Below are 14439 nucleotides of genomic sequence, written 5' to 3'. Positions count from 1 at the left end.
GAGCCGCCATGAAAGCTATCGTTCCCGTCCGCCGCGGCGCGGCTGTCCGTATGCGCACGCTGTGCGCGGCCCTCGTCGCAGCCGGCGCGCTGGCGTCGCCGTTGCCGGCCCATGCAGAACGTGTCGCATGGCAGGGCACGCGCTTCGAGTACGTCGCGGATCATAAAGACCTCAAGGATGTGCTGCGCGATTTCGGCGCGAGCCAGCACGTGATGACGTGGATCTCGCCGCACGTCGAAGGCAGCGTGTCGGGCCGGTTCAACGCGGCGCCGCAGCGCTTTCTCGATCAGATGGCGGAGTCGTTCGGCGTGCTGTGGTACTACGACGGGTCCGTGCTACGTATCTACGGCGCGAACGAAGCCCGCAGCGCGACGCTTGGTCTGTCCAACGCCGGCACCGAAGATTTGCGGCGCGCGCTGGGGCGCTTGCAGATCGACGATCCGCGCTTTCCAGTGCGCTACGACAGCGTGTCCGGCACGGCGGTGGTGTCCGGGCCGCCGCGCTTCGTCGAACTGGTGACCGACGTCGCGCATCTGATCGATCACAAATCCGAGTCGGGCGAGAAGGTGGTCGTGCAACGCTTTCCGCTGCACTACGCATGGGCGACCGATCGGACCATCACGATCAACGGCCGCGGCATTGCCGTGCGAGGCGTCGCGTCATTGCTGCGCACGCTGTACGGCCAGGGTGTTCCAGCCAACGGCGAGGCCTCGGGCGATGCGCCGCCGGCTCGGCGCGACGCATACCGCGTGCCGAGCGTGCGCGAGATGCAGGACGACGGAATGACGACGGGCGTGACCCGGACGGCGGGCGGGCATCCACCGCCGTTGCCAACGCTGCCCGGCCTCGGTGCGGGACAGTCGTATGCGAGCCCGGGCGAGGGAGGGGTGGCGCCGCCTGCCGGAAGCGTCGGCGACGGCGGCATGGAACCTGTCTCCGCGCGCGACGGCACGGGCTCGGCATCGTCCTCGGCGAGTCGCGCGAGAGCAAGTACGGCTGCTGGCGGTGCGCCGACCATCGAGGCGGATTCGCGCAGCAATTCGATCCTGGTGCGCGACCGGGCGGAAAACATGGCCGCGTTCGGCACGCTCATCGAATCGCTCGATACGCGGCCGGGCATTCTCGAAATCGACGCCAGCATCATCGAAATCACGGATAACGCGTTGCAGGAACTCGGTGTCGACTGGCGCCTGCATTCCGGGCACATCGACATTGAGACAGGCAATGGGCAGCAATCGCAGACGGGCAACCCCGGCTCGCTCAATCCACAGGGCTTCGGCAATCCGCTCGACGCGACCACCGCCGGCGTGCTGGCGACGCCGGCGGGCGGTGTGCTGACCGCGGTGATCGGCGGCGCGGGACGATATCTGCTGACCCGCATCAGCGCGATGCAGCAGACCGACCAGGCGCGCATCACGGCGAGCCCGAAAGTCGAGACGCTTGACAATGTCGAAGCGCTCATGGACAACAAGCAGACGTTTTATGTGCAGGTGTCGGGTTATCAGTCGGCGGATCTGTACAGCGTGTCCGCCGGGGTGTCGCTGCGCGTGCTGCCCTCGATCGTGAGCGCGGGCAATGGCGAACAGATCCGCATGGACGTACATATCGAGGACGGCAGGCTGACCGATCAGCAAGTCGGACAGTTGCCGGTTGTCAGCAACAGCACGATCGACACGCAGGCGCTCATCAAGGAGGGCGATAGTCTGCTGATCGCGGGCTATTCTGTGGATCAGGACGATCACACTGAAACGGCGGTGCCGCTGCTTTCGAAGATACCGGTGATCGGCAACCTGTTCCGCTATCGCAAGCATCAGGGGCAGCGATTTCAGCGGCTGTTTCTGCTGACGCCGCGGGTGTTGTCAGCGGCTGCGGGTGGTGGTGGTGGCGGGGGAGATGCAGTTCCAGGTGGTAATGGCGCGGGCTTCGTGCCGTCGCCACCGCCGCCCCCGCCGGATGCGATGAATCTTCCGGGGCAGCCCGCTGCGGCCCGTGTCGCCCAGCTCGTTGGGTTGCCGCCGCCCCGAACGGGTAGCAGCGGCGGCAATGGCGGCAACATGAGCATGCCCTTGGGCGATAAGCCTTGAGGTGACGCGTTAGGTGGGGTGCCTCTGCTCGCTGCAAGGCCGACGGCACCACCGCCCGGTTTGTTCGTCACTCTGTTGGCCTTGCCCGCAATACTTGCTTTTCATTCCGCCCCTGCAGCGAAGCTTTGAATATCAATAGAGGGGGCGGGCAACAGTCCTCGGTAGGCGTTCTGGTCGAAGGGACCAGCCGCCTGGTGCTGCCTGCGAAGATGGAAGATGCCACGGCGGCTTCAGCGCTGGCGGGCTTCTCCGCCAGACTCAATTCGATTGCCGAGCCCTTACGGCAGAACTTCACCTACGACCAGGGCAAAGAAATGTAGCGACATAAAGAGCTCGCCGCCGCCACCGGCGTGAAGGTGTACTCCTGTGACCCGCACAGTCCATGGCAACGGGGCACCTGCGAAAACACCAACGGGCTGCTGGGACAGTATCTGCCCAAAGGCACGGACCTTTTGGTCTACAGCCAAGATGAACTCGATGTCATTGCCGACAGTCTGAATAGCCGGCCGCGCGCCACACACGCCTTCCATTCCCCATTCGAGGTCTTCGCCGCGACACTTGCTTCAGCAAGTCAACCTCAAGGCTCGAAACATTAATCCCGCTGTTGCGCGGCACCCTTGAAAGCACCCAGAGAAAAGTAAAAGACGGAGCAGGAGAGACACGCGAGGATGACGAATAGCAGGCTTGATGGTCCATCCATTATTCTGGATACGTAGCCGTATGAGAAGGCTTGCATTACAACTGAGGCCATGACGTACAGGAAATATTTCATCGTTGTGGGCTTATTGCGCAATGCCGTAGATTACATGCTCGTCTTCCGTTGCGTGCAGCCAACGCTTTGCATTTTCGCAGACTTTCTATTTGTCGGGATCTGTTGGGAAACGTCATTCAATTCCGAAAAATTGTTCAGATTCACACTGCGGCAGAGCGAAATGGTTTTAATCAATTGTTTTGACTTCACCAATTTTCATAAACAATCAGGCGCTCCTGCTTCTCTTGTCGGAGGACATCACATAACCATAGTAGAACCGGCGGTCGCGTAGGGTGCCGCGAAACGTGACTTTCGGTTTCCAAAATGAATACAGCCCGCACACCGTGCGGGCTGTATCGTTACTGCGGCAAGGTTACCGTTAGCGCAAAACAATCAGAGTCCGAAGCCTGACTGCCGTCAGGCGACGCGCCGCTGGTTGTCCGCAAGATAGCTGAGCAGCAGCGTATCGAGCACGCCCGGAGGCGGTCCCGCCTGCAGGGTCTTTTCATCCTTTTCCTTTTCCTTGTCCTTGGAGTTGTCCTGCTTCTCCCTGGAGTCGGATCTGGTTTCGGTTTTCCCGTCCTGCTTGTGCCCCTCGGCGCTGCCGTTCTTCGGTGTTTCACCTTCCGCTGAACGGGTGTCATGCGAGCCTTCCACGCCGCGATGCCCGCCGCGCCGGCCGGAGCCGCCAGAGGCGGAGGCCATCGCCATAAGCGCTACCGCGTCGCCGCCCGTCGCGGTTGCGGTCTCGGCACTGCCGCCGCCCAGCAGCTTGTCGCCCAGCTTCTGCGCGCCCTGGCTGACCTCCATCTCGCTGACCGACTTGATGACCTTGCCGACGCCGCCATGCATCGCGGCTGCGATCGTGTTGTCGAGCGTCTCGCTGCCGATATGCGCCGCGGCGAGCGTCGAGGCTGCGACGGTCGCACCCAGGCCCTCGGGCGTGAGGTCGGCGGCGGCTTCGAGCGCATCCTCCCCGACCTGCGCCAGGTCGTTCACCATGCCCTTGAAATTGCCGTGCGCGAGATCCTTCACCGCGTTGACGGAGCCGGATACGACGCCCTCGACGGATGACACGAGGTCCTGGGCAGCGGCGTCGACGCCCTCGTTGACGTCTTTCTTGACCGTCTCGACTCCCTTTTCGACGCTATTCAACACCTTGTCGAAACCCTTGCCGAGATGCAATCCCTGCAAACCTTCGAGCGTGGCTTCCGCGCTGGCGGTGGCCGCGTCCGTCGCAGCCTTGCCGACGTCATCGGCCGTCTTCAGCAGGTCTTGCATGGCGAGCTTCATATTGCCCTGCATGAGCGCTTCAGTCATTGCCAGTGCGTCCTGCAGCACCTTTTTGAAATCCTTTTCCAGCACATGGGCCACATGCTCGACGCCGTGCGCGACCGATTTCGCGGCCTTCTCGATGTCGTGGCCAATATGCTGGAACGCATGCTTGATTTTCGAAAATATACTCATTGTGTGCTCCTCGATGCGCGCGGCCCACGCAAGGCGGGGCCGATCGGATGGCCTGCCAGCGGGGCCGCGCGACGATGTGGGTGGAATTGCCTCAATTCGTCGACGTTTTCTCGCTCATCGCCTTGTTGAGCATCGGCAGCAATTGCGAAAGCAGCTTGAGCAGTTCGTTGGTGAGCGTGCTCGGATCGGCCGTGCCGTTGTTCGACCCGTCCGTGCCGTCTGTGCCGTTCGTGCTGGTGTCGCTTGGGTCGCTCGCGCTGTTCGGATCGGTGTCGCCGTTGCTCGAACCGTCGGATTGCGACGACCCCTGGAGCTGTTGCAGCAGTTGGATCACTTCGGAAAGCAGATCCTGAATCTGCGAGGTCTGATCGCCACCCTTGTTCGCACCGCCGCCGCCGGCCTGGCCGCCGCCTTGCGCGCCCTGGATCTGTTGCAGCAGCTTGAGAATATCGTCGATCATGCTCGCAGTCTGCTTGTCGAGCCCCTGGCCGCTTTGCGACGACTGCTGCAGCATTTGCAGGATCTGCTGCAGCAGCGACATGATCTGGCTTTGCACGTCGGTCGAGTCGTTGCTCGGATCGACGTTGTTGTCGGTCGACGGACCTTGCGTCGAGTTCGGACCTTGCGTCGAGTTATCGCCGCCACCGCCGCCGGCAGACGGGTTGCCGCCTTGCGAGCTGCCGTTCACCTTCTGTTCGATGATCGCGAGGATCATTTCGAGCAGCTTCTCGATATCGTTGTTGCCGAGCTTGCCGCCGCCTTGCAGGTCCGATTCCAGTTGCTGCAGATCGGCCTGGATGGCGCTGCTGCCGGAGTCATTGGTAATCTTGCTCATGAATAGCCTCTTACAGTAAACGATGAGAGAGGCACAGCGGCTTTGAACACGCTGCGCATTTGAAATCCGATTGGCCGCGCGACGGCCGCAGCATGGCGATCGTCCCGTAACAAAGCGTAAGAGACTGGCTTGATTGTGTTGTTTCGTAAAACGAAACATCAAGCGTGGCGGCGAATCGGCGGGGAAGGGGGGCGGGGGAGAGAGCAGACGGCGCAGGAAGACGATGCGGCGCCGCGCGAAACGCGCGGCGCCGCACTTACCGGCGAACCGGAAAAAACCGGCAAACGACTAACGATCAGGAACGATCGGGCTCCGGCGGCGTGACCGGCCGCTCCGCGCGCAGCACGCTCAGCTGACGCGGATGGGACACCTCGGTGACGCGCTGCAGCGTTGCAAGGAAGCTCGGTCCAAGCGTGCGCGACGCGCCGTTTGTTTCCAGCGAGTACAGGAAGCGGTTATCCCAACTGTCGTCTGCCTCGAGCAGGGTGGCGATCTGCGCATTGCGCTCGTTGATCTGCGCGAGGTCGCCCTTGCCTGGCTTCGCGCCAGGTGGTACCACCGCGTCGCGCAGCTCGCGCAGAATGTTGATCTTGCTCGCCGCTTCAGGCTTGAGCCAGACACGTTCCGCAAAGAGCTGGTTGCCGCGTAGCGCGTCCTGATCCACTCGCGCAAGATAATCGTCGATCGGCTCGGATTGCGCGGCGCCCGCTGGCTGCTTGTTGTACGTGTCGTCCCACGATGCGCGGCGGCTGTCGACATACCGCTTGAACTCCTTCATGCTCGTGAAGGTGGTGTCGCGATAGCTGAGCGATGCGTCGATGTGGCCGTCTTCCTCGGCGATGCGCCATGTGGAACCCGTCTCCGATTGAAGCACCGTGGTGCCGAAGCCGACAATCGAGACATTGGGCAGCACGACCGATTTCACGTGGCCCGTCTCGTCGGCGAAATTGCCTTGCGGCGCGAGGCCGGCGACGAGCGTAGCCGATGCACCTGCCATGCGCGCGCTACTGCTGCCCGCGAACTCGGCTTTCAACGGACCGGTTTCCTGACGGTGCGTGCGCGTGAACCAGGTCTTCGTGCCGCCCGCCTGCAGCGACGGGCCGATCTTGTACCCATCGTGTTCGTAGCGGACACCGGTCGACGCGTTGACCGTCGTCGAAAGCGATTGCGCCTTGGAGTCGAGCCAGTTCACCGACACGTCCGGATCCTTGTAGAACGAGTGAGCAATGGCGTCCCACATCGACCCCGCGTCGTGCGGCAGACCGCGGTTCGGCCCACTCGCGGTTGCCTCATCGATCACGCCGAGCATCTTCGCTCGCCACGGGTCGGGCTCGCCCGCGGGCTGCTGCCCGGCCGGCAGCGTGCCGGTCGGCTGAAGCCGCGCGCGCACCATCACGCCCTTCGGCTGCGACGCGTCGAAAACGGCCGGCAAGACTTGCGCCGAGCCGATCGCCTGGAAGCTCTTGTGGAACAGATTGACGCCGCTTGCCGCGCTCACGCCCGCATGCGACGCCCAGCGTCGATCGCTGCCGATGAACAGTTGCCCGTGATTCGCCGAGGAACCGCCGTTGATCATCGCGTGGCGGCCGTGGATTAACTTGATATCGGGTCCGGCGAGCACGAACGGCAGCTTGCTCGCGCCCGGCAAGTTGAGCAGTTCGGCCACGCCGGTGTTGATGCCGAACTGTCCGCCGTCTGACAGGCGCACGTCGTAGGTCATGCGCGGTTCGGTGATGACACGCCTGAAGTTTTCAAGCACGGTCTGCGGCGTGGAGCGGTCGGGCGTTGCCTCGCCGTTGCGCTCGAGCGTCGTCAGGTTTTTCAGCGCGGCTTTGAATTGTGCAGCTTGCGACGCGGCGGGCGCGGTCTGCGTTTCTACTGCCGTGATTTCATCGGTTTCGTCCAACTGTTCGGATGCCTGTTGCGTCGTCGGCTGAGGCGTTGCGTCGCGCGGCTCACTGGCTTCGAGGCGGTTGATCCAGCTTTCCAGCGTCGCGGTCGTGAGCCGCGAGCCGGTGCGCGATTTCAGCGCGGCATATTCCGGACTGAGCTTGACTTCCGTTTCGCTGACGCCGGTCAGTGCCGCGGCGCGTGCGGCGATCGCATGCCGCATGTGCTTCGGCACGCTGGTCTTGTCACGCCAGCCCTTGTGCGCCACGCGCTGATACCACGCTTCGAGCGTCGCGGCTTGCACGGCGTCGGCAATGCGCGAATCGGGCGGCCCGTCGCCATGCGTTTGCGCGCGCTCCGCGAGCGCGCCGCCCAGTTGCCAGATCACATCCGCCTTGAGCAAATCGTCCTCGGGGTGACGCAGGCTCGCGCCGCCGGTGCCAAGCGCAAGCGCGGACATCGGCGACTTGTTGAAGCCGAACATACGCCGCAGGTTCGCGAGCGTGCCCGGTTGGCTGGCACGCCGTGCGTAGCGCGACAGCTTGAAGAGTCGGTTCTGCGCATGCGCGAGCAGCGTACCGGGCCCTTCATGCGTGAAGCCGCAGCGCCACGTGAAATACGCGGACTTCAGGTGCCGCTCGGGTTCAGCCGTCGGATCGTCGGCAAGCTGCACCGCGGCCAGCAGCGCCTTGGCAGGCACGCTGACATCGCCGTTCATGCGCTGCGACGGCGGCACGTTCGTGATGCCGGTCGGACGCTGATGTTCGGGGAGCGCGGCCAACGCGAGGCCGACGACTTCATCCATGCTCTGCGGCGGCGGGTGGCCTTCGGGCAGCGCGGCAATCAACGTGTTGGCCGCGCGCAGCGCGAGCTTCGTGGCGTCTTCGCGCATGGCGTGCTGGACTGGGTCCGCGTCGGCGGCGACGTCGCCGCTCAACGTACGCAGCGTGCCGTAACCCAGCGACGATACCGCGAGCCGGTGCGCCAGTTCGAACGCGCCGCCTTTCACTTCGAGCAGCGGACCCATACCGCGCAAGTCCTGAAGCGCTCTGCTTGCGCGGCCGACATCGGCGCCGAACGCCTGATTCATGCGGCGCAGCACGAGTTCCTGACGGGCCGCTGCCTTCAACTGGGTGTCCATGTCGCTGCCTTCGGGTGCGCCGAGACAGGCTTCCAGTTCGCTCGCGAGATCCGTCGTGGGTTTCTGCGGACCGAGCCCCGACCGATTGAAGAGCCGCGCCGCGACCGACGCCGCACCGCCTTCGCTGACGACCCGCTCGGCGGGCGCGGTCTTATCGGTTCCCGCGAGCGTCAGTGCGACGTTGTGCTTGTGCCTCGCGATGGCCGCGGGCGGCGTCGCATTTTTATCGGGCTTGTGACGCTGATCTTCTGTCACGCCGATCTTCGCGCGTGCGGTCGTGGGACGCGCTGTCGTGACGGAGCCCAACAGCGAGTTCGAGACCGTCATCGGCCGCGGCGCGAGCGTGCGCTTCAGGTTCGACCAGAAACCGTCGCGGCGGCGGCTTGCCGTGGGCCGCGTCGTTTGCAGTCCCGTCGCGGCAGAAGACGACGTGCCGGCGGTGACGTCGCCGGTCGCCACGGGCTCGTGCGCGTGGCCCGAACTGGATACTTTAGGAGGAGTCATGGGCGTTGAGATGAAGTGGACCATTGGACGCAGGCCGCTGCGGCTTGCGCGGATGCCGAAGTGGCGCGCGAGAGCGGGCGTGCCGGGGTATCGACAGGGTAGCCGCGAGATGCGGCGGCCCGGCTGCCGTTGCAGCGAAACGCAGTGCGCGCCGGCGAACTCACCGGACCATCGCGGGGAAGATCGAAGGTTTCGCTCCGGTCGATAAGGTTTCGCCGGTTGGCCGCTCATGTCATACGCAGTCCCGATAATCAGCGGCATCGGAGGAGGAAACATGCGGTTTACCAACATGTTGCGGAATGCGACGTCGATGCTGCGGGGAACGCCGCGCTCGTCGACGACAGTTGCTCCGGCCGCGAGTCCCATCGGGTCGACGGGAGCAGGCGTGCAACCCGCGTCGCCGGGCGCGCGGGCGGGCGCCAAGGCAGGCTTCGCAGCCACGCGTGAGCGCTTCAAAAGCCTGCTTGGATTGAGCCGTCCGCCGTACGCGACACCCAAGGTGCCGACGGACCGCCGGGCGCTCGTGGAAACCGAGTGGCGCATACCGTTCGTGCGCGCGAACAGGTTCGGCCGCTCTTTTCCGGCACACGCTGTGCGCATTGCGCCGCAGAAACCGGCTCGCCCACTCGATCCGTCCGGCGACTGGGGCGAGGTGAGCAGGGCGGGCCCGGCGCCGGGTACGAGCGCCTCCGCCCAGCGGCGCGCGGCGAAGGCGCAGCGCATGCTGGCCAAGACGATCGGCAAGTTCACGGCGAAGCGCGCGGACAAGTCGGCGAATGCCGACGCGGCACACGCAAGCCGACGCCCGCACGATGCGGCCGAACTCGAGCACTGGCTGAATCATCGGGAAGGGCTGGATAGCTGGGTGCGGGAGTACTTCGGCGCGGCGGGCGGCAGCAGTGCGGGGACGGCAAGCGAGGGTAACGTCAACGAGGGCAACGACGTCAACGGAAGCGACGACGTCAACGAGAACAACAACAACAACCCCAACGACGTCAGCACCACCCCGAACAGCGACCCAGCACCTGCCGATCCAGTCGCCACCCTGTCCGCATTGCTAGCCCAGGCGGCGCAGCGAACGGAGGCCGTCCACGCCGCCACGGGCGAGGCCATCGAGCAAGCCGGTTCATCCATAACGGACAGCACCCATCGATTCGCGCCTTCGCTGATGCTCGGCTATGCCGTGCTCTCCGCGCTCGGCTCGAACGAGCCGGCGCGCGCGGCGGCGGCATTGCAGGCGTTGCCGGAAGCGGTGAGCATCGAAGAGATCGCGCAGCGGGCCGCGACGTTCGACCCGAACGCCGCGCGCCCCTATGTCACGACGACGGAACAGCAGCCACCGCTAAATGACGAGCCTGTCCGGGTAAGCCATGCGGACGAAGCGTCCGCCGAAGAAATCACGTCGGAAGACGCAGGCGAAACCACTCACGACCACGGCACGGTTGGCACGACCAATGCGGTAGATCCCACTTCGTCTCACGAGCCGGTCAATCAGGCGCACGAAGACGCGTGGCGCATTGCCCGCTCGCTCGCGCACACCCACCTGGGCTTCGACGTACTGAAGAGCCTCACCCGCAGCGACGCATCGGGCGCCGACAATGCGACCGCGCTCGCGCTGCTGCAAGCGTGGCATGCGTTGCCCGAGCCGCCCGCCGATCTCGATGCGGCGCTCGCCGCCGCGCACGCCACGGTCGACGACAAAGGCAACCTCGCGCCACGCGTGCTGCGTGCGGTGTCGGGCTCGAGCACGCCGCGCGATGCCGCGGCGCTGTTCGCGTGGCGCCAGGAGTTTCGCAGCGACGCGCCAGGCAGCCCGCTGAAGCAGGCGCAAACGCGGCTGAACCGTTTCGTGACGCGCGGGATATTGCGGCTCGACAAGGCCAACTGGTTCTTTCAGCGCATGTTCGGCATGAAGAAGTCCGCGTTGCGCGGCATGATGCTTGGCACGTCGAGCGCGGCGCTCGCGTCGTACACGAAAGAGGCGACCCGTTACGCCGACGCGCTCAAGGCGGCCAGCGCGACTTTGGCCGCCTCGCTGCGCAGCCCGCGTCTCGCGCTCGGCGCGCCGGATGGTCCTGAGGCGCGAGCGCGTGAAGGCGCGGCGGCGGCGCTGGAGGCGATTGCCGCGCGGCCCGCGGCGCACATCGGCGATCTCGAATTGGACGAAGCTACCAGGGCCGCGCTGGAAAATCGCGAGCCGGTGCCGGGCGTTGCGCAACGCGACGAGGCTCCTTCACTGCTCGACCTCGGCGCGTTGCGCGACTGCGCGAAGCGCTTTCAGGTGCATCGATGGCAAGACGTGAAAACCGCGCTTGCTCACGCCGAGAAAGTCGGTGACGCCAAGCCGCTCAAGCCCGAGCGATTGGGCCGCGAGGAAGTCAGAACCGTGCTGCGTCAGTTGATCACCGATCTGCAGCAATCGACCCAGGTCGCTTTCGCGGACGGTGCGCGCTACGGCTTCAGCACGCGCGGTCTTTCGGTGTCGGCCACCAAAGGGCTGCATCACCACTTGCCGGTCGGGGGCGAACTCACGCTTGGGCATTACCGCGGCCGCCGAGCCCTCGTGACCCTGCAGCGCAATAACGTCGGCTTCGATATCTTCATCGGCACGGAACACAGCAAGCGCTCGCAGCTAAAGGTGGGCGCCCGCATCGGCTACGCCAGGCGTCTCGACTGGCTCTGCGGCTTGCGCCTAGGCGGCTCGCTGCGCATCGCGCCGGTCGATCGCGAATTGCGCGAGCCGCGTGGCGTGATGATCCGCGTCGCCCGCGAGCGTCTTACCGACGAGAACCTCGACTGGGTCGCGATGAAGTACGACGATCCGCGCACCACCGAAACCGTGCTCGACATGGTCGACTTTCTGTTCGAGGAAGCGCGCGAACCGGTGCGCAAAAAGGGCGCCGAAACCTCGCTGTTCGAGCGCCTTGCCGAGCGCATCGGCGAGCGCACCGATATTTCGATCGGCTGGCAGGACGGTAGGACCAAGGCATCTCGCCAGAGTATTCAGGCAACGGGAGGCGCGTCGGTGGCCGGACCCCAGGCGACGGCACGCGGCACTTTCGGGCTCGACGGCACGGTGACCGTGGACCTGAACAGCCGTAACGACACGGCCGTCAACGAGGCAACCGGTTCGCTCCGCTACGACCGCCGAACCGTGACCTCGAGCATGCGCGTCTCCATGCAGGGCACGGCCGGCGTCGGCCCCGCCTGGCATAAGGGCGACCTGACGGGCGGGCTGCCAGGCGCGTCGCCGCTCGGGATCGGCGGCGCGCTGCCGGAGCGGCTCGTCGCAGCGCGCGTGATGCTGCCGGAGCGCGAAGGGCGGCTGCTCAATCGCGGCTGCTACGCGGACCAGCAGTTCGCGTCGTTCAACGCCTTCATCGCGGCAGTCAACAGTTCGCGCGAAGAATGGATCGAGATGTACCGGAACAGCCACAACTGCGACTATCCGACGGCTGTCGTCAAGCTGAACGCGGACCTCGCGATGCTGCGGAGCCATCAGCGCTCCAATCACACGTTCCTCGTGCGGCGCCGCCTGAAGCCGGAGCACGCGCGGCGCGGCGACGTCTATCGCGCGCTCGAACGCATGCACGACGCCGCCGCGCAAACCGCGGGCGGCAAAGGCGAGGACTGGTCGCGTCCGCTCGACGCCATGCTGCGCGAGCGCGCGTCGTGGCTCCCGGAGCGGATCGCGGTCAACGAAGTGGCGGGACGTGTGCACAGCACACCGGGCGTGATTACGCCGATCGGCGGCGTCGCTTCCGCAAGCGTGCTCGCGCAGCGTGAACTGCTGCGCTCGAAAGCGTGAGGTGTCGAAGGGCCGGATATCGATGAGTCTGCACAGGTTTGCGTGAAGTTGCGCAGGGTTGCGTCGGCGTTTCGTGGGGTTTCGTTAAGGGATGCCATGTTTCGCTGCAACCGCAAAGGAGGGCGCCGGGAGGCGCCTAGCATGCTTTCGCGCGCCACCCTGAAACTCTCTTGGAGAAAAACATGACTCGCATCAATTCGGCTCACACGTCAGCGACCGATCACACCTCGGAGGCCGGCTCGTCCGGCACCGGCGAATCCGCCGCGCGTCGCGGCGGCACTTCGCGCAAGCGCGGCGCAACGTCGCTAGGCGGCACGGGGAGCCCGCAGCCGTCGGCGCCCAAACGCGCCGCAACCGGCGGTGGCGAGAGCGCCAATCCGCCGGTGCGGGCCGGCGCGGACAAGCTGCTGCGCGCTCACACCCGCTTTTTCGACGACAACAGCGTGTCGGTGCGAGGCTTCGACGTGTCTCCCGCAGGGCCTGGCGCAGCGGGGCAGAAGCGCGCGGTTTCGCAGGCTCTGCGCGGCACGCCTGAACTGTCCGCCATGCTGACCGCCACCGTCGACACCATGGCGCAGCACCCGCTGGAGAATGCGCACGCGAGCCGCAACGCCACCGGCGACTGGATGTCCGATTCGCACTTCCACCCGACGAATTACGTGCAGCAGGGCATGGTGCCGCGCGAGATGTTGAAGATGATGGACGAAGTTGGCATCCACCGCACCGTGATGTCGCCGATTCCGACCGACGTGATGCCGTGCGGCAGCCATGACGAGCACGCCCACGCGCCGAACCACAACAACATTCCCGCCGAGTCGTACTACGTGCAGCAGAAGTACACCAACATCCAGCCGCATGAGTTGACGCAGGGTGTCGAGAAGGAAATCACGCAAGGCGCGCACTTGATGCTGAACCAGCAGGTGGATGCCGACACCGCGTTGTTCATGCAGATCGCACAGCTCTCTCATGCCGAGCGCGATCGCCTGGATCCGATGGTGACCGGCCTGCACCTGGGTTCGCCGCTGAGTCCGCAAGCGCTGCTCCTGAAGCTCGCGACGCACCCGGGCATGTTTACCGGCGTGGGCGAAGTGACGATCCACAAGGAACTGGTGCAGCAGCAATACGAGGGATCGCGCCAGGCGAATCTCACTAACAACGTGCAGTCATTCAAGCATCTGGTGGCGACGGCCGGCGTGATCGGCATGCCGGTGGTGCTGCATTGCGACGTCGATTCGACGGCGAACCAGCGAGCCAATGGCATCGGCCAGCCGCAGTATCTGAATGACCTCAAGAAGCTTTTTGCGTCGCCGGAGACCAGCAAGACCACGCTGATCTGGGCGCATTGCGGAGGTATCGGACGCTTCGTGCGCAAGCCGATCGACCACGCGAACAATCTGCGCACGATCCTCTCCGATCCGAAGATGAGCCACATTCACATCGACATTTCGTGGTCGCGCGTGGCGCGTCAGATCGTCATGAAGACGCAGCCCGACGGCACCGAGGTGCCGGATCACGAATCCGTGCATGCGTGGGCGGCGCTCATCAATGAGTTTCCGGACCGTTTCCTGTTCGGCTCGGACGCGCTCAATCCGCAGGTGAAGGACACCTGGGCGGAAACCGGCAACATGTATAAGCCGCTGCTCGACAAACTGACGCCGGAAGCGCGCGTCGCGGTGAAGACGGGCAACTACGATCGCGTGATTACGGAGGCGCGTCCGAAGGTGCGTGCTTTCGAACAGCATGTGTTGACCCGGGATTTCGTGGAAAAGGGCTTGCGTTCGTCGGGCGACGGTCGGGTCAATGACGGTCCGCACATTAACCCGGATGCCTTGCGCGCCGCGCGTGACGAAGCATATGCGAACGCAGGTGTCGATCTCACCGGGCGCCCGCTGGACGCCGCGGCGCACTGAGCATTGTCTGGCTGCCGGCGCTCGCGTCGGCCAACGTGTGTGGAAAAAG

General features: G+C 64.9%; 6 protein-coding genes and 1 pseudogene. 4 read left to right on the top strand and 3 right to left on the bottom strand.

The genetic code is table 11. The features are described from left to right. Nucleotides 1–8: 8 nt before the first annotated feature. The gene (gene sctC / locus DLM46_RS32345; RefSeq protein WP_244306449.1) at nt 9–2084 is read left to right on the top strand and encodes a type III secretion system outer membrane ring subunit SctC; all 2076 of its coding nucleotides are present in this window, start codon (nt 9–11) and stop codon (nt 2082–2084) included. A gap of 137 nt (nt 2085–2221) precedes the next feature. Further along, nucleotides 2222–2680 (top strand): annotated as a pseudogene (locus DLM46_RS32340) (IS30 family transposase); the annotation flags it as partial. A 572-nt stretch (nt 2681–3252) separates the two neighbouring features. Here the strand turns inward: DLM46_RS32340 and DLM46_RS32330 are convergent. From DLM46_RS32330 to DLM46_RS32320, 3 genes are all read right to left on the bottom strand, one after another. Next, nucleotides 3253–4209 (bottom strand): hypothetical protein, encoded by a 957-nt coding sequence (locus tag DLM46_RS32330; RefSeq protein ID WP_133300410.1) that lies wholly within the window; start codon nt 4207–4209, stop codon nt 3253–3255. Nucleotides 4210–4393: 184 nt separating this feature from the next. Continuing rightward, nucleotides 4394–5137 (bottom strand): hypothetical protein, encoded by a 744-nt coding sequence (locus DLM46_RS32325; protein WP_115107696.1) that lies wholly within the window; start codon nt 5135–5137, stop codon nt 4394–4396. 295 nt (nt 5138–5432) lie between these two features. Further along, on the bottom strand, nt 5433–8672 hold the full coding sequence (locus DLM46_RS32320) for a hypothetical protein (RefSeq protein ID WP_133300409.1): 3240 nt from the start codon (nt 8670–8672) through the stop codon (nt 5433–5435). Nucleotides 8673–8946: 274 nt separating this feature from the next. Here DLM46_RS32320 and DLM46_RS32315 point away from each other — a divergent pair, with 274 nt between their 5' ends. Beyond that, complete coding sequence (locus tag DLM46_RS32315; RefSeq protein ID WP_115107692.1) at nt 8947–12480, top strand: hypothetical protein; 3534 nt, start codon at nt 8947–8949, stop codon at nt 12478–12480. 182 nt (nt 12481–12662) lie between these two features. Next, nucleotides 12663–14390, top strand: a complete 1728-nt coding sequence (locus DLM46_RS32310; protein ID WP_115107689.1) for an amidohydrolase family protein — start codon at nt 12663–12665, stop codon at nt 14388–14390. The last annotated feature ends 49 nt before the right edge of the window (nt 14391–14439 follow it).

It is taken from the genome of Paraburkholderia lacunae (assembly GCF_003353175.1).
Lineage (GTDB): Bacteria > Pseudomonadota > Gammaproteobacteria > Burkholderiales > Burkholderiaceae > Paraburkholderia > Paraburkholderia lacunae.
The sequence above is the reverse complement of the archived record's forward strand: the minus strand, read 5'-3'. Positions and strand labels throughout refer to the sequence as shown.

What these genes read in the sequence shown, in the direction of transcription:
- DLM46_RS32315 (WP_115107692.1), top strand. Translation starts at nt 8,947, where the DNA reads ATGCGGTTTACCAACATGTTGCGGAATGCGACGTCGATGCTGCGGGGA.
- DLM46_RS32320 (WP_133300409.1), bottom strand. Translation starts at nt 8,672, where the DNA reads ATGACTCCTCCTAAAGTATCCAGTTCGGGCCACGCGCACGAGCCCGTG.
- DLM46_RS32310 (WP_115107689.1), top strand. Translation starts at nt 12,663, where the DNA reads ATGACTCGCATCAATTCGGCTCACACGTCAGCGACCGATCACACCTCG.
- sctC (WP_244306449.1), top strand. Translation starts at nt 9, where the DNA reads ATGAAAGCTATCGTTCCCGTCCGCCGCGGCGCGGCTGTCCGTATGCGC.
- DLM46_RS32325 (WP_115107696.1), bottom strand. Translation starts at nt 5,137, where the DNA reads ATGAGCAAGATTACCAATGACTCCGGCAGCAGCGCCATCCAGGCCGAT.